The organism is Mycolicibacterium parafortuitum, from assembly GCF_010725485.1.
Classification (GTDB): Bacteria; Actinomycetota; Actinomycetes; order Mycobacteriales; family Mycobacteriaceae; genus Mycobacterium.
Genome location: NZ_AP022598.1, coordinates 5,977,436 through 5,994,769, shown reverse-complemented (window position 1 = coordinate 5,994,769; position 17,334 = coordinate 5,977,436). Strand labels below are relative to the sequence as shown.

General features: G+C 67.1%; 21 protein-coding genes. 10 read left to right on the top strand and 11 right to left on the bottom strand.

Annotated elements, in window-relative coordinates:
• Nucleotides 1-202: 202 nt before the first annotated feature.
• Entirely contained in the window at nucleotides 203-331 is a 129-nt protein-coding gene (locus tag NTM_RS29040) for a hypothetical protein (protein WP_272818844.1), read from the bottom strand.
• A gap of 121 nt (nucleotides 332-452) precedes the next feature.
• Between NTM_RS29040 and NTM_RS28275 the strand changes: the two genes are divergently transcribed.
• Nucleotides 453-884 carry an ATP-binding protein gene (locus NTM_RS28275; protein ID WP_104863094.1) on the top strand — a complete coding sequence of 144 codons (432 nt, stop codon included), beginning with the start codon at nucleotides 453-455 and terminating at the stop codon, nucleotides 882-884.
• 62 nt (nucleotides 885-946) lie between these two features.
• On the top strand, nucleotides 947-1,672 hold the full coding sequence (locus NTM_RS28270; protein WP_232079873.1) for an RNA polymerase sigma factor SigF: 726 nt from the start codon (nucleotides 947-949) through the stop codon (nucleotides 1,670-1,672).
• Here the strand turns inward: NTM_RS28270 and NTM_RS28265 are convergent.
• Nucleotides 1,643-2,074: an STAS domain-containing protein gene (locus NTM_RS28265; protein ID WP_163769287.1), complete on the bottom strand. Its 432-nt coding sequence runs from the start codon at nucleotides 2,072-2,074 to the stop codon at nucleotides 1,643-1,645. The genes NTM_RS28270 and NTM_RS28265 overlap by 30 nt on opposite strands.
• 257 nt (nucleotides 2,075-2,331) lie before the next feature.
• Here NTM_RS28265 and NTM_RS28260 point away from each other — a divergent pair, with 257 nt between their 5' ends.
• Entirely contained in the window at nucleotides 2,332-2,877 is a 546-nt protein-coding gene (locus NTM_RS28260; protein WP_163769286.1) for a nucleotidyltransferase family protein, read from the top strand.
• A gap of 136 nt (nucleotides 2,878-3,013) precedes the next feature.
• Entirely contained in the window at nucleotides 3,014-3,193 is a 180-nt protein-coding gene (locus NTM_RS28255; protein WP_104863098.1) for a hypothetical protein, read from the top strand.
• A gap of 118 nt (nucleotides 3,194-3,311) precedes the next feature.
• Here the strand turns inward: NTM_RS28255 and NTM_RS28250 are convergent, their stop codons facing one another.
• Both NTM_RS28250 and NTM_RS28245 read right to left on the bottom strand, forming a co-directional pair.
• Nucleotides 3,312-3,635: a hypothetical protein gene (locus tag NTM_RS28250; protein WP_163769285.1), complete on the bottom strand. Its 324-nt coding sequence runs from the start codon at nucleotides 3,633-3,635 to the stop codon at nucleotides 3,312-3,314.
• Between the two features lie 71 nt (nucleotides 3,636-3,706).
• Entirely contained in the window at nucleotides 3,707-5,512 is a 1,806-nt protein-coding gene (locus tag NTM_RS28245; protein ID WP_163769284.1) for an acetyl/propionyl/methylcrotonyl-CoA carboxylase subunit alpha, read from the bottom strand.
• Between the two features lie 179 nt (nucleotides 5,513-5,691).
• Here NTM_RS28245 and NTM_RS28240 point away from each other — a divergent pair, with 179 nt between their 5' ends.
• Together NTM_RS28240 and NTM_RS28235 are read left to right on the top strand one after the other, a co-directional pair.
• Entirely contained in the window at nucleotides 5,692-6,063 is a 372-nt protein-coding gene (locus NTM_RS28240) for an ArsR/SmtB family transcription factor (RefSeq protein WP_104863101.1), read from the top strand.
• 14 nt (nucleotides 6,064-6,077) lie between these two features.
• Entirely contained in the window at nucleotides 6,078-7,688 is a 1,611-nt protein-coding gene (locus tag NTM_RS28235) for a SulP family inorganic anion transporter (RefSeq protein ID WP_104863241.1), read from the top strand.
• An 18-nt stretch (nucleotides 7,689-7,706) separates the two neighbouring features.
• Here the strand turns inward: NTM_RS28235 and NTM_RS28230 are convergent, their stop codons facing one another.
• The 4 genes from NTM_RS28230 to NTM_RS28215 form a co-directional block, all read right to left on the bottom strand.
• On the bottom strand, nucleotides 7,707-8,024 hold the full coding sequence (locus NTM_RS28230) for a hypothetical protein (RefSeq protein WP_163769283.1): 318 nt from the start codon (nucleotides 8,022-8,024) through the stop codon (nucleotides 7,707-7,709).
• A gap of 84 nt (nucleotides 8,025-8,108) precedes the next feature.
• On the bottom strand, nucleotides 8,109-8,519 hold the full coding sequence (locus NTM_RS28225) for a SufE family protein (RefSeq protein ID WP_163769282.1): 411 nt from the start codon (nucleotides 8,517-8,519) through the stop codon (nucleotides 8,109-8,111).
• Nucleotides 8,516-9,412: a sulfurtransferase gene (locus tag NTM_RS28220; RefSeq protein ID WP_163769281.1), complete on the bottom strand. Its 897-nt coding sequence runs from the start codon at nucleotides 9,410-9,412 to the stop codon at nucleotides 8,516-8,518. The genes NTM_RS28225 and NTM_RS28220 overlap by 4 nt, the downstream gene beginning before the upstream one ends.
• 54 nt (nucleotides 9,413-9,466) lie before the next feature.
• Entirely contained in the window at nucleotides 9,467-10,756 is a 1,290-nt protein-coding gene (locus NTM_RS28215; RefSeq protein WP_163769280.1) for an acyltransferase family protein, read from the bottom strand.
• 326 nt (nucleotides 10,757-11,082) lie between these two features.
• Here NTM_RS28215 and NTM_RS28210 point away from each other — a divergent pair, with 326 nt between their 5' ends.
• Complete coding sequence (locus NTM_RS28210) at nucleotides 11,083-11,451, top strand: hypothetical protein (RefSeq protein WP_163769279.1); 369 nt, start codon at nucleotides 11,083-11,085, stop codon at nucleotides 11,449-11,451.
• Between the two features lie 73 nt (nucleotides 11,452-11,524).
• Nucleotides 11,525-11,881, top strand: a complete 357-nt coding sequence (locus NTM_RS28205) for a hypothetical protein (protein WP_163769278.1) — start codon at nucleotides 11,525-11,527, stop codon at nucleotides 11,879-11,881.
• Here the strand turns inward: NTM_RS28205 and NTM_RS28200 are convergent, their stop codons facing one another.
• Genes NTM_RS28200 through NTM_RS28190 form a run of 3 tightly spaced genes read right to left on the bottom strand, consistent with a single transcriptional unit; the run spans nucleotide 11,882 to nucleotide 14,470 of the window.
• Complete coding sequence (locus tag NTM_RS28200) at nucleotides 11,882-12,511, bottom strand: Maf family protein (RefSeq protein WP_163769277.1); 630 nt, start codon at nucleotides 12,509-12,511, stop codon at nucleotides 11,882-11,884.
• Between the two features lie 8 nt (nucleotides 12,512-12,519).
• Nucleotides 12,520-12,801, bottom strand: a complete 282-nt coding sequence (locus tag NTM_RS28195; protein ID WP_163769276.1) for an acyl-CoA carboxylase subunit epsilon — start codon at nucleotides 12,799-12,801, stop codon at nucleotides 12,520-12,522.
• Nucleotides 12,802-12,829: 28 nt separating this feature from the next.
• The gene (locus NTM_RS28190; RefSeq protein WP_163769275.1) at nucleotides 12,830-14,470 is read right to left on the bottom strand and encodes an acyl-CoA carboxylase subunit beta; all 1,641 of its coding nucleotides are present in this window, start codon (nucleotides 14,468-14,470) and stop codon (nucleotides 12,830-12,832) included.
• Between the two features lie 452 nt (nucleotides 14,471-14,922).
• Between NTM_RS28190 and NTM_RS28185 the strand changes: the two genes are divergently transcribed.
• Both NTM_RS28185 and NTM_RS28180 read left to right on the top strand, forming a co-directional pair.
• Nucleotides 14,923-15,345 (top strand): hypothetical protein, encoded by a 423-nt coding sequence (locus tag NTM_RS28185; protein WP_163769274.1) that lies wholly within the window; start codon nucleotides 14,923-14,925, stop codon nucleotides 15,343-15,345.
• Between the two features lie 88 nt (nucleotides 15,346-15,433).
• A complete protein-coding gene (locus tag NTM_RS28180) occupies nucleotides 15,434-17,278 on the top strand; it encodes a DUF4012 domain-containing protein (protein ID WP_179964018.1) in 1,845 nt (614 codons plus the stop codon).
• Nucleotides 17,279-17,334 lie beyond the last annotated feature (56 nt).

Below are 17,334 nucleotides of genomic sequence, written 5' to 3'. Positions count from 1 at the left end.
CCTCTGGAGTCACTCCGAGGCTTCCCGGGCGTTCCGGCGGCTAAACGGGTGACCGGTGTCTCAACGAACGTCATTCAGCAGCAACGGTTTTGCTGGATTAGTGGCGAGCGCGCCGGGGTAAGTGGCTGTCATGCCGAACGCACGCATGGTTTGGCTGTCACCGACCGACGGGTATGGGAGCGCCACCATGAACTCAACCGCATCACTGCATCATCGGCGCCAGCATCAGAAACGCGCCCGCATAGATGGCCACTCCGATCAGGATGATCACCGCCAGTACGGTGCCGACGATCACCAGGATGCGGCGCAGGGGTTTGGCATTCTGGTCCATCCGCACCGGATACCCGGTGCCGGATGGCCGCTAACCGATGCGCTGGTGAATGCCCGGAGCGCCCATGGATAACGGCGCTTCAGCCTGGGGTAATCTCGCTGGCAAGTTTCCGGGAGGTCAGATGGCCGATGTTGCGAGCCACAGCAATGGACAGCGTCTCAGCCCGCAATCGGTAGAACTCCGAGTTGCGGCGGCGCTGGAGAATTTGGCGGTGCTGCGCACACTGGTCGCCGCGATCGGCACCTTCGAGGACCTCGATTTCGACGCCGTCGCCGACCTCCGGCTGGCGGTCGACGAGGCGTGTACGCGACTGATCCGCTCGGCGGTGCCGAACTCGACGCTGCTGGTCGTCGTCGATCCGCAGCCCGACGCGCTGGTGGTGCACGCGTCGACGACGTGCGACAGCACCGACATCCTGGCCCCGGGCAGCTTCAGCTGGCATGTGCTGAGCTCGCTGACCGACGAGGTCACCACGTTCAATGACGGGCAGGTGGACAACGCCGAGGTATTCGGCATCTCGATGACGACGAGGCGAGCGAGTTCGTTGCAGTGACCCGGCCGTCGCCCAAGGGTTCATCACCGCGGTCGAACTCTGAATACTCCGACGTTGCCGACATGTTCCGAGAGTTGGCCCAACTCGAGGAAGGCTCGGCACAGTTTCAGCGTCAGCGCGACCGCATCGTCGAGCGCTGCCTGCCGCTCGCCGATCACATCGCCCGCCGCTTCGACGGCCGCGGTGAGCCGCGCGACGACCTGGTCCAGGTGGCCCGCGTCGGCCTTGTCAACGCCGTCATCCGCTTCGACGTCAACGCCGGGTCGGACTTCGTGTCCTTCGCGGTGCCGACGATCATGGGGGAGGTCCGCAGGCACTTCCGCGACAACAGCTGGTCGGTCAAGGTGCCGCGACGCCTCAAGGAACTGCATCTTCGGCTCGGCGCCGCGACGGCCGAACTGAGCCAACGCCTGGGCCGCGCCCCGACCGCGACCGAGCTGGCCGCCGAGCTGGAGATGGACCGCGACGAGGTCATCGAAGGCCTGGTCGCCGGTAGCTCGTACAACACGCTGTCGATCGACAGCGGCGGCGGCAGCGGGAACGAGGAAGCCCCCGCGATCGCCGACACCCTCGGCGACGTCGACCTGACGCTCGATCAGATCGAGAACCGCGAGGCGCTGCGCCCGCTGCTGGCGGCCCTGCCGGAGCGGGAGCGGACGGTGCTCGTGCTGCGTTTCTTCGAGTCGATGACGCAGACTCAGATCGCCGAACGCGTCGGCATCTCGCAGATGCACGTGTCGCGGCTGCTCGCGAAGTCGCTAACGCGGCTCCGTGACCAGCTCGAATGACTGACGCGGCGCGTCGTGGACGGCCACCAGCGCGCTCGGCACGTCGGGGCTCACCGGTAGCGCCGCATCCGGATCGCACAGCCGCAGTACCCGGGTGACGGCCCGGCCGGGGACCAGCACCCAGCGAATGTCGTCGCCCGCGCAGCGCACGTTGAGGGTGTGCAGCGCCGAGAACCCGGCGGTGGAGAAGAACGACAGACCCGAGAAGTCGACGATGAGCCATCGGGTTCTGTCGGGGTGGCGCAGCGCGTAATCGACGAACAGATGGCCGTTGGCGGCATCGAGTTCACCGCGGCCGGCGACGACGGCGGTGTCAGGCTGCGGCCAGTCGGTGTCGAAGAGCGCGGTTCGGCACACGAAGCGCTCCGGCGGGGCCGGGGGATGTTCTGGGACGTGAGGCACGGTGACTCCGATCGAGAGTGCGAGATTCGTGCTGCGGTGTCACGTCAAGGGTGGCCCTAGATTCTCAAAGCCTGCGCGAGAGCTTCTGCGTCCCGCGGGTCGATGACGTTTCCAGAAGGCTGTTGCGCTCAACCCTGTGCCGAACCCTACGCCGGGGTGGCGATGTTGGACAACGATTGTGAGAGGTTGTTAACAAACGCTCAGCTTGGCTGCGGGCTGCGACGTCGCCCACCCGGCGTGGAGAGGTGAAAAGAACTATGGCACAGCGTCTTTCGTCCACCGGCGTGGTCCTGGCCGCGGGTGCGGGGACCCGGTTCGGGATGCCGAAGGTGCTCGCCGAGGACGGGGAGTGGCTGCGGCGCGGCGTCGCCGCGCTGCACGGCGGGGGGTGCGACGAGGTCGTGGTGGTGCTCGGCGCGGCGATCGTCGACGTGCACGCGCCGGCCCGCGCGGTGGTCGCCGAGGACTGGCGCGACGGCCTGAGTGCCTCCGTGCGGGCCGGCATCCGGGCTGCCGAGGGTGCGGACTTCGTCGTCCTGACGACGGTGGACACCCCGGACGTCGGGGCCGCCGCCGTGCGGCGCGTGCTGTACGCCGCGCGCGACTCGGCGTCGGGGCTGGCCCGGGCGCGCTACGGCGGACGGCCCGGCCACCCGGTCGTCATCGCCCGCGCCCACCTGCCGCAGCTGCTCGACACCCTTGCCGGCGACGACGGCGCCGGACCGTTCCTGCGGGGCCGCTACGACGTCGTCGCCGTCGAGTGCGGGGACCTGGGTACCGGACGCGACATCGACAGCCGCTGACTGTCCTCCGATCAGGGGACAGCAGATTCCACCGGTCCAGGGGCTGATCACCCGACAGACGGGGCGGCGCCGGTGCGCGAGAGTTATCCCATCGCCGGAACACACCGGCACCGGCCAGGACTCACGGAGGCCCGACATGACCCGCTTAAGCCGCTTCTTCGCCACCCCGCTGCTGTCCGCCGCGATCTTCGGCGCGACCCTCGGCATGGCCGGCACCGCCGCCGCGGCCACCGGGATCAACGAGAGCAACATGGCACCGGACACGCATTCGCGCGTCTACTACCAGATGCTCACCGAATCCCGGTACGGCTTCTAGCCCCGGCTGCCTGGGTCAGGGGGATCTGACGCCGTCGAGAAAGGTGCGGCGTATCCCTGTTCCGCAGCCGTCGGCCCGCCCCGGTCGGAGTCCCGACCTCCGCCCGGGGCGGGTCGCGTCACGTCTGGTCGAGGATCGCGGCGGCGAACCGCCGCACCGCCTCGGCGCCGGTATACGCGGCGTCCTCGTGGCCGGGCCGGGTGCGCGTCGCGACCTCGCCGGTGGCCGGGGTCAGCGTGACCTCGGCCAGCAGTTCGCCGGTCGTCGGCTCACACACCGCCCACGAATAGACCTCGTCGGAATCCCATTGCGCGGCACGGCGATCGACGTGGTCGGCGCGATGCTCACCGAGATCGGCGAGCGCGGGCCGGTCGTCGACGCGGTCGTCGGCACGCAGCGCCCGCAGGTACCACGCGCCGGCATTGATCTCGACGGGCTCCACGGATTCAGCCTCCCCACGAATGACGAACGGGGCGCCACAACGCGGTGGCGCCCCGTTCGTTCGAGCTGTGCCTATTCGGCGTCTTTGAGCTCCGCGATCACGGTGCCCTGGGTGATCGCCGCGCCGGCCTCGACGGCCAGGCCGGTGACCACGCCGTCCTTGTGGGCGGTGACCGGGTTCTCCATCTTCATGGCTTCGAGCACCACCACCAGGTCGCCGGCCGACACGGTCTGGCCTTCTTCGACCGCGACCTTGACGACGGTGCCCTGCATCGGTGCGGTCACGGCGTCGCCGGACGCGGCCGCCCCGCCGCCGCCACCACGCTTGCGCGGCTTGGGCTTCTTGCGCAGCGCGCCGTGCGCGGCGCCGCCACCGCCGTTGCCGATGGCGAGATCGCCGGGCAGCGAGACCTCGAGGCGACGGCCGCCGACCTCGACCACGACGGTCTGGCGGGGGATGGTGTCTTCCTCGTCGATCGGGTCACCGCCGGTGAACGGCTCGACGGTGTTGTCCCACTCGGTCTCGATCCAGCGGGTATGGACGTCGAACTTGGTGCCGTCGCCGATGAAGGCGGGGTCGGACACCACCGCACGGTGGAACGGGATGACGGTGGCCAGGCCCTCAACGGTGAACTCCTCCAGCGCGCGCCGCGAGCGGGCCAGCGCCTCGTCGCGGGTGGCACCCGTGACGATCAGCTTGGCCAGCATCGAGTCGAACTGGCCGCCGATGACCGAGCCGCTCTCCACGCCGGAGTCCATGCGCACGCCCGGGCCGGTCGGTGCGACGAACTTGGTCACCGGGCCGGGGGCGGGCAGGAAGCCGCGGCCGGCGTCCTCACCGTTGATGCGGAACTCGAACGAGTGACCGCGCGGGGTCGGATCCTCGGTGATGTCCAGCGGTTCGCCGTTGGCGATCTTGAACTGCTGCAGCACGAGGTCGATCCCGGAGGTCTCCTCGGTGACGGGGTGCTCGACCTGCAGGCGGGTGTTGACCTCGAGGAAGCTGATCAGGCCGTCCTGGCCGACCAGGTACTCGACGGTGCCGGCGCCGTAGTAGCCGGCCTCCTTGCAGATTCGCTTGGCGGACTCGTGGATCTCCTTGCGCTGCGCGTCGGTCAGGAACGGGGCGGGGGCTTCTTCGACGAGCTTCTGGAAGCGGCGCTGCAGCGAGCAGTCGCGGGTGCCGGCGACGACGACGTTGCCGTGCGTGTCGGCGATGACCTGGGCCTCGACGTGGCGCGGCTTATCGAGGTAGCGCTCGACGAAGCACTCGCCGCGCCCGAAGGCCGCGATGGCCTCGCGGGTGGCCGAGTCGAACAGCTCGGGGATCTCTTCGAGGGTGCGGGCGACCTTCATGCCGCGGCCGCCGCCGCCGAACGCGGCCTTGATCGCGATGGGCAGGCCGTGCTCCTTGGCGAAGGCCAGGATCTCGTCGGCGTCCTTGACCGGATCCGGGGTGCCGGGCACCAGCGGTGCGTTGGCCCGGGCGGCGATGTGGCGCGCGGTGACCTTGTCGCCGAGGTCGCGGATCGACTGCGGGCTGGGGCCGATCCAGATCAGCCCGGCGTCGAGGACGGCCTGGGCGAAGTCGGCGTTCTCGCTCAGGAAGCCGTAGCCGGGGTGGATCGCGTTGGCGCCGGATTTCGCCGCGGCGTCGAGCAGCTTCTCGAACACCAGGTACGACTCGGCGGACGTCTGGCCGCCGAGGGCGAACGCCTCGTCGGCGAGACGGACGTGAGGTGCGTCGGCGTCGGGCTCGGCGTACACCGCCACGCTCGTAAGCCCGGCGTCCTTGGCAGCGCGGATCACTCGGACGGCGATTTCTCCACGGTTGGCGACGAGCACCTTGGAGATCTTCGAGCTGGCGTGACTGGCCACTGCGCCTCCTGTTGGCATGTTCTTTAAGAGATTCGTAAAAGAAGATATCTCGGGCAGTTTAAGGAACCCAATTCGACTCCCCGCGAGGCGGTCCCCTACCCGCCGGTAATAAAAGGTGCCGTCGCGCGCGTACGCTGGATTGAGAGTTTGTTCAATCCATCAAGTGTGAGTGCGTGAGTATGCAGGGATTCCTCGCGGGCGGTGAGCGGCCGCTGTACGAGATCAAGGCCAACCTCTTCAAGGCGCTGGCGCATCCGGCCCGGATCAGGGTGCTGGAGATCCTGTCGGTCGCCGACGGCCCGGCCCCGGTCAGCGACATCTTGGAGCAGACCGGGCTGGAGGCGACGCTGCTGTCGCAGCATCTGGCCGTCCTCAAGCGGCACCGGGTCGTCGAGGCCCAGCGGGTCGGCAACGCGGTGTATTACCAACTCGCCCATCCGAAGATCTCCGAGTTGCTGGTGATCGCGCGGGCGTTCCTGGCCGACACGCTGGCCGCCAACAGAGAGCAGATCGACGCGCTGTCGTCGCTACCGCCGGTGGCCGGATCGTGAACATCGCATCGTTGATGCCCCGGCGCGCCGACTACGCCGAGGTGCCGCGCAGCTGGCGCCGCGACGTGCTGGCCGGGGTGACGGTCGGGGTGGTGGCGCTGCCGCTGGCGTTGGCGTTCGGGATCAGCTCGGGAACCGGCGCGGCCGCCGGGTTGATCACCGCGGTGGTGGCCGGTCTGGTCGCCGCGGTCTTCGGTGGGTCGCACGTCCAGGTGTCCGGTCCGACGGGTGCGATGGCGGTGGTGCTGGCGCCGATCGTCGCGCAGTACGGACTGCCGAGCCTGGCGTTGGTGACGGTGCTGGCCGGGCTGATCGTGCTGGCGGCCGGCGTCGCGGGTCTGGGCCGGGCGGTGACGTTCATCCCGTGGCCGGTGATCGAGGGCTTCACCCTCGGGATCGCCGCGATCATCTTCCTGCAGCAGATCCCGGCCGCCCTCGGCCAGTCGACACCGCAGGGGGAGCGGCCGCTGGCCGCGGCGTGGCAGTCGCTGCGCGCGATCGAGTGGTCGGCGGCCGCGCCGGCGCTGGCGATCGTGGCGCTGGTGGTGGTCCTGATGGTCGGGCTGCCGCGGCTGCACCGCGCGATCCCGGCGTCGCTGGTCGCGGTCGTGGCCGCGACCGGGGTGGCGATCGCGTTCTCGCTGACGGTCGCGCGCATCGGGGAGTTGCCCGCGCATCTGCCCGCGCCGGTGCTGCCGCATACGGATCTGGCCGCGTTGCGGGCGCTCTCTGGTGCGGCGTTGGCGATCGCGGCGCTGGCGGCGATCGAATCGCTGTTGTCCGCGCGGGTCGCGGCGACGATGTCGCGCACCGGCAGCTACGACCCGAACCGGGAATTGGTCGGGCAGGGGCTGGCGTCGGTGGCCTCCGGGCTGTTCGGCGGCATGCCGGCCACCGGGGCGATCGCGCGCACCGCGGTCAACGTGCGTTCCGGTGCCCGCACCCGGCTGTCGGCGATCGTGCACTCGCTGGTGCTGCTCGGGGTGGTCTATCTGGCCAGTGGGCCGGTCGCGGCGATCCCGCTGGCGTCGCTGGCGGCGGTGCTGATGGTGACGTCGGTGCGGATGGTTTCGGCGCGCACGGTGATGCGGATCGTGACGTCGACGCGCTCGGACGCGGTGACGTTCGTGGTCACGGCGTCGATCACGATCGTGTTCGATCTGATCGAGGCGGTCGAGATCGGTGTCATCGTCGCCGCGGTGTTCGCGTTGCGGGCGCTGGCCCGGCGCAGCAGCGTCACCCGCGAGGAGCTTCCGGGCCCGCCGTGCCCGGGCGACGACCGCATCGTGCTGCTGCGGCTCGACGGCGCGATGTTCTTCGGAGCCGCCGAACGCATCTCATCGGCGATCGTCGACGAGCATCACCGCGATGTGGCGGTGGTGATCATCCGGATGTCCCAGCTGGGCATGCTCGATGCCACCGGCGCCAACACGCTGGCCGAGATCGTCGAGGATCTCGAGTCCCGGGGCATCACCGTGATCATCAAGGGCGTGCAGCCCGAACATCGGGCGCTGCTGGACAACGTCGGGGTCATCGACGCGCTGCGCCACGAGAACCACTTACTCGATTCGCTCGACGACGCGATCGCGCATGCCCGCAGCCATGTCCGCCAAGAGGCGGGCTGAGAGGGGAGCCGGGTCAGCTCACCAGCGACCCATGGCGGGTCCGCCGGACCAGCTGGGCCGGAAGCCGCGGGCGCGGGTGCCGTCGATGCGTCCGGGGACAGCGATCATCGAGTCGCGGATCTCGCCCTGGGCGTGCAGCGCGTCATCGGCGCCACGCACCTCGCCGAACGTCGCGTCCTTGGACACGGTGCCCTGGCCGCTGTTGACGGTCCGGTTGGGGCTGATCCGGTCTGCCGACGCGGTCCCGGCCGAGAGCACCAGCAGCGCCGTCGGTGCGGCCAGTACCGCGCTCCATGCGGCGATCTTGCGCGCCCGATCCCATCCCGTGGTCGTCATCCGTCTCCCCTTCTGGGCATCCCCACCGGGGATGCGCATGGTCGTTCGCGGTCACTGTCTTATCGCCGCGGATGGCCGCCGGTGTTACTTGAGGCGGTTCTTGATCCGGGTCAGCATCGCCGACATGCCGCGCAGCCGTAGCGGGCTGATCAGCTTGGCCAGGCCGAGGTCGGTGTAGAAGTCGTCGGGGACGGCGAGGATATCGCCGGCGGACTGCCCGTCGAGCCCGGTGGCCAGGATCGCGGCGAAGCCGCGGGTGGTCGGCGCCTCGGCGGGGGCGCTGAAGTACAGCCGGACGTGGTCGCGGTCGCCGGCGTCGACGTGCAGGAACAGCGGCGACTGGCATTCCGGCACCGGTTCCATCGCCGCCTCTTCGAGTTCGGCGGGCAGCGGGGGTAGCTCGTCGGCGAACTCCAGCAGCAGGGCCAGTTTGTCTTGTCCCTCAACGTCTTTGAAGTCCGACACCACCTCGGCCAGCGCGGCCGGCATGGTCATTTGGCGCCCGGCGCTTCGCCCGGCTGTTCCCCGACGGCCACCGGGACCCGCACCGCGTTGCCCCACTCAGTCCAGGAGCCGTCGTAGTTGCGCACGCCGGGCAGGCCGAGCAGGTGGGTCAGCACGAACCAGGTGTGGCTGGAGCGCTCACCGATGCGGCAGTACACCACCGTCTCGTCGTCGGGGGTCAGGAAGCCGTAGAGCTCGTCGAGTTCGGCTCTGCTGCGGAACTTTCCGTTGTCCAGCGCGGCCTTCGCCCACGGGATGGACACCGCGGTCGGGATGTGGCCGCCGCGCAGCGCTCCCTCTTCGGGGTAGTCCGGCATGTGGGTGCGCTCGCCGGTGTACTCCTGCGGGGAGCGCACGTCGATCAGCGGCTGCTTGCCGAGAATGGCGAGCACGTCGTCCTTGAACGCGCGGATCGGAGCGTCGTTGCGCTCGACGACGGGGTAGCCGGTGGTCTGCTTGTTCGGCACGTCCAGGGTGGTGTCGCGGCCGTCGGAGATCCACAGGTTGCGGCCGCCGTCGAGCAGTCGCACATCGGGGTGGCCGAACAGGGTGAAGACCCACAGCGCGTAGGCGGCCCACCAGTTGCTCTTGTCGCCGTAGATCACCACGGTGTCGTCGCGGGAGATGCCCTTGCGGTTCATCAGGTCGGCGAATTGCTCGCCGGTGATGTAGTCACGCACGTTCGGGTCGTTGAGGTCGGTGTGCCAGTCGATCTTGACGGCGCCGGGGATGTGGCCGGTGTCGTAGAGCAGTACGTCCTCGTCGGACTCGACGATGGCCAGGCCGGGCCTGCCGAGATTGCCGGACAGCCAGTCGGCGGTGACCAGTCGCTCGGGGTGGGCGTAGGACTGCAGGGCAGGGCTGGGATCGGCAGGTAGTGGCACGTCACAGAGCCTACCGGGCGGGCCGGCTCGGATCTGGCCTCAATCGTGTCCAGATCAGGGGGCGGGGACCGCGGGTGCCACCGGTGCGGGTGCGTCGATCGCCTCGGGGCTCATCGCGTAACTGATGACGCTGAGGGTGATCAGGATCAGCGCGCCCACCCCGGCGAGCTTGGTGGCCGGGCTGGTGTGGTGCAGGCCGTGCCTGCGGTCCTCGCGGGCCTGCCGCAGGGCGCCCCGGTCGGCGTAGCGCATCGGGTTCTCGACGAAGTGGTGCAGCGCGACGGCGAGCCCGAGGGTCAGCGTGACCGCGCTGGCGTAGTAGTACGCGTCGCGGTCCATCACGGTCGCCAGTAGCACGATCACCGGCCAGTGCACCAGGTACAGCGAGTAGGAGAGGTCGCCGAGGTAGGTGCTGGCGCGATTGCGCAGGAAGCCCTGCAGGTTGGGTTCACGCCCGATGCCCGCGCCGATCACCAGGGCCGCGCCGGCGACCGGCAGCAGCGCCCACGGTGCCGGGAATCCGGACGTGCCGTCGATCAGGACGAACGCGGCGCCGATGAGCGCCAGGCCGAGCCACGACAGGATCGGGCGCAGCGGATCGGGGAGACGCGCAAGGCTGCCGGCGGCCACCGCCAGTAGTGCGCCGACGCCGAGTTCCCAGACGCGGGTGAAGGTGCTGAGGAACGCTACGGTCGGCGAGGTCATGGTCTGGTAGGCCGCCCAGGCCAGGGACGCGACGGCGACGCCGCCGACCGCGGCGCCGAGGTGGGCGCGCCACCGTTCGTCGCTGCACGCTTTGCGCACGGCGATCGCGGTGACGGCCAGGATCAGCAGCGGCCACGCGATGAAGACCTGCTCCTCGACCGCCAGCGGCCAATAGTGCAGCAACGGGGACGCGGTGTCGGTGGTGGTGACGGGATCGACGCCGTCGGCCGCGAAGTGCCAGTTCGCCACGAAGAAGAACGCGTACAGCGCGTCGATGCCGACGTCCCGGGCCCGCGATGCCGAAAAGGCAAGGGCCGACGCGGCGATCGTCAGGATCAGGACGACGGTCGCGGCGGGCACGATGCGGCGCAGCCGCCCGAGGTAGAAGTTGCGGAGCTCCGGCCTGCCCGTGTCCGCGGCGGTCGTCAGCAAACTCTCAGTAGCGAAGTAGCCGGCAATCACGAAGAAGATGTCGATGCCGACGAAGCCGCCCTGCGGCCAGCCGGTCAGATGATGGGCCAGCACCGCAAGGACCGCGACCATGCGCAACCCTTGGACGTCCAGCCTGATATTTGCTCGTTCTGCACGTCGACGCCGACGCGCAGACGATTCCCGCCATTGATCGAAGCGTGTAACCATGCGGTGCCCCCCACCGGACGAATGATCATGCCCGTCACTTCTTCGCTATTTACCCACGTACATGCGCGCTCGCAACTGAAACGTGGTTCAGATCACCGCCCGTTTTTCTTTTGGGTCGACCGGTGTGTGGGCCGGGCTGGCTGCAGGGGCGCTTGAGGATTCCTGTCAGTTTGCTGGGGACGGCGGCACCACGGGGCGGGCTCGCTTAGAGTTGCCTGGACAGCAGCGCATGGCGGAGCGACGACGCTTCGTGTCCGGCCCTATCGAGCATTCACTGGGGAGTCGGCCTCCATCGGGCTGGCTGATACCTACTCAAGGGGTGTGCAGTGCAGAAGAAATTTGTCTCAGCAACTATCGCGGCGGGTGCGTTGTTCGTTGGCGCGATCGGTGCGGCCGGCCCTGCGGGCGCGCATGCGGACGACGGCCTGATCCAGTACAAGGAACCCGACGCGATGTGGGTGATGCCGGACCTGAAGGACAAGCTCCTGTTCTCGGCCGAGCAGGAAGTCGAGGCCGACGTCGAGCAGATGCCGTTGACGTTCAAGGTCGTCGCACCGAACCACGCCCCGGTCTACAACCTGGAGAACTGGGTCGTCTGCGGGGAATCGCCGAAGGCGGGCAGCAAGCTGACGCAGAAGACGAAGTCGGTGACGCTGCTGGTCGAGCGACCCGGCGCGGAGCACTGCGGGGCCTAGGCGCGGGTCGCCTTTAGCAAATCGTTATCGAAGCGTTGGCAGTGAACCCACAGCCAACGCTAGGGTTCTTGCCATGGAGCGCAAGGGTTTCACGAGGCAAGGGCGGAACATCGCGGCATTGGCGGCATCTGTCGGAATAGTGGCCGCGGGAATCGCGGCTGCGCCGATCGCCGGTGCTCAGTCGTCGACGTGGACGATGCCGGCGCTGCGTGGCGAGGTCCTGGAGCGCGCCGTGAACAGCGTCATCGGAGCCGCCGGAGAAGACAACGTGCGGTTCAACATCTATGACTCGGTCAACAACCAGGTGGTCTACAACTACACCAACTGGGTCGTGTGCGGTCAGTCGCCGCGCGCCGACTCGACGGTGAAGGTCGGTGCGAAGCCTCAGCGCGTGACGTTCGCGCTCAAACGGCGTTACCCGGGCTGCTAGTCAGCGCGTCCAGAAGTCGGTGACCGACAGCTCCGCGCGGCCGAGCAGCTGTCGGATCACGGGCAGACTGACCCCGATCACGTTCGACGGGTCGCCGTCGATCCGATCGATAAACCAGCCGCCGAGGCCGTCCAGGGTGAACGCCCCCGCGACGTGGATCGGTTCACCAGTGTCCACGTAGCGGTCGAGGTCGGCTGCGCTCGGCGATCCGAAATGAATGGCGGTGCTGCCGGTATCGCCCTCGGTGTGGGTGATCACGCCGTCGGTCAGCCGTAGCAGCGCGTGTCCGGTGAGCAGATGCCCGACGGTACCGGCCATCGACTCCCATTGCCTTCGTGCCGCATCCGCCGAGCCGGGCTTACCCGTGAGTCGGCCATCCAGGTGCAGCATCGAATCACAGCCCAGCACAACGCAATCGGCCAACAGCTCTTGGGGGAGTGCCGCGGCGACACTGAGCGCCTTGGCATTGGCCAGTTTCGCGACCACGGCTTCCGGTGGTGTTTCCGGGTCGAGTGAACCGATCAGCGCGTCCTCGTCGACGTCGGAGACGACCACGACAGGGTCGATGCCGGCCTGTCTGAGCACCTTGAGCCGGCCCTGCGACGCCGAGCCGAGGACGAAACGCGTCATCGGCGAGGTCAGTGCCGCATGTGGGTGCGTTCCCACAGGGTGGTGCGTTGCCAGCTGGTGACGTCGTAGCGCAGTTTGTCGACCGGGTGGCCCCAGAGGTTGAGTTCCTGGGGTCCGGGGTCGGCGGGTGCGCCGCCGCCGGCGCCGGCCAGCACGGTGACGAGTGCGGCGAGTTCTTCGAGGGTGGGTTCGCCCTTGAGTACCTGGAAGTGCGGGGTGGGGGCGGGCGGGTCGTCGATGGTCATGTCCCGTGGATCGGAGACCTCGACGATGTCGGCGTCATGGTTCATGACGGAGAGCCTTTCTCGTTAGGTCAGATCACAGGGGAATGTTGCCGTGCTTCTTCGGCGGGGTCTGAACGACCTTGCGCTCCAGCAGCTTCAGCGCGGTGGCGACGTAGCCGCGGGTGTGCGACGGCGGGATGACCGCGTCGACGTATCCGCGTTCGGCGGCGATGTAGGGGTTGACGAGGGTGTCCTCGTACTCCTGCTGCAGCTGCAGGCGCAGCGCGTCAACGTCTTCGCCGTTGGCGGCGGCTTCCTTGATCTGCTGGCGGTAGACGAACCCGACGGCGCCGGAGGCGCCCATCACGGCGATCTGGGCGGTGGGCCAGGCGACGACGACGTCGGCGCCCATGTCCTTGGAGCCCATCACGCAGTAGGCGCCGCCGTAGGACTTGCGGGTGATGACGGTGACCTTGGCGACGGTGGCCTCGCCGTAGGCGTAGAGCAGTTTGGCGCCGCGGCGGATGATGCCGTTGTATTCCTGGTCGGTGCCGGGCAGGAAGCCGGGCACGTCGACGAGCAGCACGATCGGGATGTTGAAGCAGTCGCAGGTCCGGATGAACCGGGCGGCCTTCTCCGAGGCGTTGATGTCGAGGCAGCCGGCGAAGTTGGTGGGCTGGTTGGCCACGATGCCGACCGGGCGGCCGTCGACGCGGCCGAAGCCGACGATGATGTTGCCGGCGTAACCCGCTTGGACTTCGAGGAATTCGTCGTCGTCGAGGATGCGGGTGATGACCTCGTGCATGTCGTAGGGCTGGTTCGGGGAGTCCGGGATCAGCGTGTCGAGTTCGAGGTCTTCGTCGGTGAGGCTGTCTTCGATGGCCGCGTCGGCGTGCGGGGCCGGATAGCGCGGCGGCTCGGCGTAGTTGTTCGGCGGCAGGTAGGACAGCAGGTCGCGGACGTAGTCCAGGGCGTCCTGCTCGCCCGAGGCGACGTAGTGCACGGTGCCGGACTTGGCCATGTGGGTCTGGGCGCCGCCGAGCTGTTCCATGGTGACGTCTTCACCGGTGACGGTCTTGATGACGTCGGGTCCGGTGATGAACATCTGGCTGGTCTGGTCGACCATGATGACGAAGTCGGTCAGCGCGGGGGAGTAGACGTGCCCGCCGGCGGCGGCACCCATGATCAGCGAGATCTGCGGGATGACGCCGGAGGCCTTGATGTTGTTGTGGAAGATGCGGCTGTAGAGGCCGAGGGAGACCACGCCTTCCTGGATGCGGGCGCCGGCGCCGTCGTTGATGCCGATCAGAGGGCGGCCGGTCTTGATGGCCAGTTCCTGGACCTTGACGATCTTCTCGCCGTAGACCTCGCCGAGGCTGCCGCCGAACACGGTGGCGTCCTGGCTGAACACGCAGACGTCGCGGCCGTCGATGGTGCCGTAGCCGGTGACCACACCGTCACCGGTGGGGCGGTTGTTCTCCAGACCGAAGTTCTTGGAGCGGTGCTTGGCCAGCGCGTCGAGCTCGACGAAGGAGCCCTCGTCCAGCAGCGCCAGAATGCGTTCGCGCGCGGTCAGCTTGCCTTTGGCGTGCACCTTTTCCACGGCGGCCTCGCCGACCGGGTGCTGGGCTTCTTTCGCGCGTTTGCGCAGATCGGCCAGCTTTCCGGCGGTGGTGTGGATGTCGATGTCGTGGGAGGCGGCTGGCGTCGAAGCAGAATCCGTCACGCTGGTCATGGACCTGATGCTAACGGCGCAGTCGAGCAGGGTCACGGGTGGGTCTTACTAAGCCCTTAACTTCTGCGGGCGACGATCCCATACGCCGCTTCGGCCCGCCGATTTCGTCAGATTCTCGCGCCACAACCCTGACGGGAATATCTGTGACGTTGCTCAATCGCCCCGCTGGCGATCCGGCCCCCGCACCGAAGTGGTTACGCGACGGTTAATTGATCAATCAAACGTGAGGTAGCGCAGCGCAAACAAAGATCCGCGCCGCCGCCAGGTTTGCGACACCGATATACGATCTTGAAAGCGATAGTTTGCTGAGGGCATTCCGATGCAGGTCGGGGTCCCGTAGGGGATTGCGTGGGCCGTTCAGGAGGGTTGGCGTTCCGGTTGACACGCCCTATGGCATCTGGGATGCTTCGAGCAACAAACAAGGGCTCTCGAACCTTTATGGGGGGACACGAATGAACGCCATCGCTACGAAGTTCAAGGTCGGGGCTGCGGCCGTTGCCGTCGCCGGCGCCGCCACTCTCGCTCCGATCGCCGCGAATGCTGCTCCGGCCGTGCAGCTTCCGGCCGCTCCGGTGATGAGCGATCTCGCTCAGCAGCCTCAGGGCCTGTTCGGTGTGTTCGTGGTTCAGTTCACCGGTGCGGTGACCCGGACCTCGACCTACTGGACTCGGCTCACGATCCTGAACTACGAGTCCCTGCTGGAGGCGAACCCAGACTCGATCTTCGCCCCGTTCTGGGAGGCCCGCGTTGATCGGCTGAATGCACAGCTGGCCAGCTACGGCGAGGTCGAGCTGTCGTCCTGCTTCGGAGGACGGTCGTACTCGATCGTCGCGGGTTCGTACGGCGGTGTCACGACGGGCACTTGCACGAGCTAGTCGGACATCACCAAATAAATGCCAGGTGTTGAAGCCTGCACGTCGCTCAGCTGACGTGCAGGCTTCAACTATGTACAGGACATTCTGAGTGCAATTTTTCCCGCGACGCCGGCCTGACCATGACAACGCCGATAACGGTGACGAATACACGGATTACGACGACGAGCGGCGCGACTTCGCCCGGCGACGCGGTCTCCTCTGGGGGACGGCCGTGGTCGTGCTGGTCGTCCTCGGTTTGGGGATCTGGGTAGCCGTCGGCGCCTTCCAGGCGAAATCGAATCTCGAACAAGCACGCAGTCACGCCCAAGCCGCGAAAGATGCGCTGCTCGACGGGAACACCGAGGCAGCGTCGAGCGCCGCGGACGAAGCACTGGTCAGTGCCCGGGATGCCCGCGACGCGACCCATTCGCTTGCGTGGAACGTTGCTTCAGCACTTCCGTGGGTCGGCAGCCCGTTCAAGACGGGCCAGCAGGTAACCGAGGTCGTCCTCGGCCTTGCCTCGGATGTCTTGCGGCCGGCCGCAGATGTGGGACTGACCATTTCCCCGGACCGCCTCTATCAGGACGGCCGGGTGGACGTTGGGCTCCTACGGAGCCAGGAACCGGAACTAAGCAAGTTGGCGGAAAGTGCCAAGCGCCTTAATGCCGATGCCGCCGCCATCACGGATCCGCGTTATGTATCCCTGTTGAGCGATGCCCGGACCCAGCTCCAGAGTCAGATCTCCGGTGTCACCTCGATCATTGAGAACACCGCGTTGGCGGCACGGCTGGCACCAGCGATGATGGGGGCCGACGGGCCCCGCTCCTATTTCATGGGCTTCCAGACCAACGCTGAAGTAAGAGGAACGGGCGGCCTCCTGGGCGGCTACGGAATTCTCCGATTCGACAATGGCGTGCCGGTGGTCGACACCCTGGCCCCGAATACGGATCTAACGGGTGCGGTAGCTCCCGTGGATTTTGGCTTCGAGTATGACCAGCAATACGGCTATAACCAGCCTTTCTTCGATATTCGCAATAGCAACATCAGTCCGCACTTTCCTTATGCCGCTCAAATATGGCAGGGGATGTGGCTCCAACAAACGGGCATGAAAGTTGACGGGGCCATTGCGATCGACCCAGTCGCACTAAGTTACATCCTGGGGGCCATCGGGCCTATAACGATGCCTGATGGCGAAATTGTATCGCGGGATAACGTCGTGGAACTTACGGAGGCGACTGCATATAGCCGTTTCACGGCTGATCAGCGAGCAGAGCGCAAGCAGTATCTTGAGGACATCGCCAGCGCCGTCGTTTCGAAAATGACGGGGTCGGTCAAGTCGCCGCGGCAGCTGTTGGAAGCCTTGGGTCGCGCGGTCAGCGAACGCAGAATTGCCGTCTGGAGCGCCGTGCCGGAGGAACAGCAGCTACTTGAGGAGACACCTTTGGCTCTTGCTGTGCCAGAGGACCCGACCCCCTACGCTCAAGTGGTTATCAACAATCTAGGTGGAAATAAGCTCGACTACTATTTGAGAAGTGAAATCGAATACGCTGCGGATAAATGCCAAGGTGAAACGCGCGCATCCACGGTTACGGTCAAGCTGACCAATGAGGTGCCAGAAGGTTTGCCCTCTTACGTAGTTGGTGCTGAGGGGCTTTCTCCCGATTTAGGACTAGCAGTACCTCCCGGTACAAATGTGACATCTGTCCGTCTCGTCGCTACAAGAGGGGCGGAACTTTCTAGCGTGCTTCTCAACGGAGAGCGTGTGCCGGCGATCCTATATACCGAGCGTGGACACCCCGTCTTTGAGGTTCAGCTTATTATCACCCCTGGACAGACTGCTGATGTCATGTTTCAGTTGTCAGAGCCCTCAGTGCCGGGAAAGCCCCGTGCTCCGGTTCTGCCGTTAGTTGAGACGGTGACGCCCCGAGTTATGGTGCCCGAATGCACCGGATAAGAAGCGCGGCGAATTTTGGGTGGCGCTCACCGTCGGTGCCGGTATGCAAGCCGTAG

Bases quoted from the DNA above. Each gene is read 5' to 3' on its own strand.
- NTM_RS28240 (WP_104863101.1), top strand. From the start codon at position 5,692: ATGCAGGGATTCCTCGCGGGCGGTGAGCGGCCGCTGTACGAGATCAAG.
- NTM_RS28270 (WP_232079873.1), top strand. From the start codon at position 947: ATGTTCCGAGAGTTGGCCCAACTCGAGGAAGGCTCGGCACAGTTTCAG.
- NTM_RS28255 (WP_104863098.1), top strand. From the start codon at position 3,014: ATGACCCGCTTAAGCCGCTTCTTCGCCACCCCGCTGCTGTCCGCCGCG.
- NTM_RS28205 (WP_163769278.1), top strand. From the start codon at position 11,525: ATGGAGCGCAAGGGTTTCACGAGGCAAGGGCGGAACATCGCGGCATTG.
- NTM_RS28225 (WP_163769282.1), bottom strand. From the start codon at position 8,519: ATGACCATGCCGGCCGCGCTGGCCGAGGTGGTGTCGGACTTCAAAGAC.
- NTM_RS29040 (WP_272818844.1), bottom strand. From the start codon at position 331: ATGGACCAGAATGCCAAACCCCTGCGCCGCATCCTGGTGATCGTCGGC.
- NTM_RS28235 (WP_104863241.1), top strand. From the start codon at position 6,078: ATGCCCCGGCGCGCCGACTACGCCGAGGTGCCGCGCAGCTGGCGCCGC.
- NTM_RS28260 (WP_163769286.1), top strand. From the start codon at position 2,332: ATGGCACAGCGTCTTTCGTCCACCGGCGTGGTCCTGGCCGCGGGTGCG.
- NTM_RS28185 (WP_163769274.1), top strand. From the start codon at position 14,923: ATGAACGCCATCGCTACGAAGTTCAAGGTCGGGGCTGCGGCCGTTGCC.
- NTM_RS28230 (WP_163769283.1), bottom strand. From the start codon at position 8,024: ATGACGACCACGGGATGGGATCGGGCGCGCAAGATCGCCGCATGGAGC.
- NTM_RS28200 (WP_163769277.1), bottom strand. From the start codon at position 12,511: ATGACGCGTTTCGTCCTCGGCTCGGCGTCGCAGGGCCGGCTCAAGGTG.
- NTM_RS28190 (WP_163769275.1), bottom strand. From the start codon at position 14,470: ATGACCAGCGTGACGGATTCTGCTTCGACGCCAGCCGCCTCCCACGAC.
- NTM_RS28275 (WP_104863094.1), top strand. From the start codon at position 453: ATGGCCGATGTTGCGAGCCACAGCAATGGACAGCGTCTCAGCCCGCAA.
- NTM_RS28215 (WP_163769280.1), bottom strand. From the start codon at position 10,756: ATGGTTACACGCTTCGATCAATGGCGGGAATCGTCTGCGCGTCGGCGT.
- NTM_RS28195 (WP_163769276.1), bottom strand. From the start codon at position 12,801: ATGAACCATGACGCCGACATCGTCGAGGTCTCCGATCCACGGGACATG.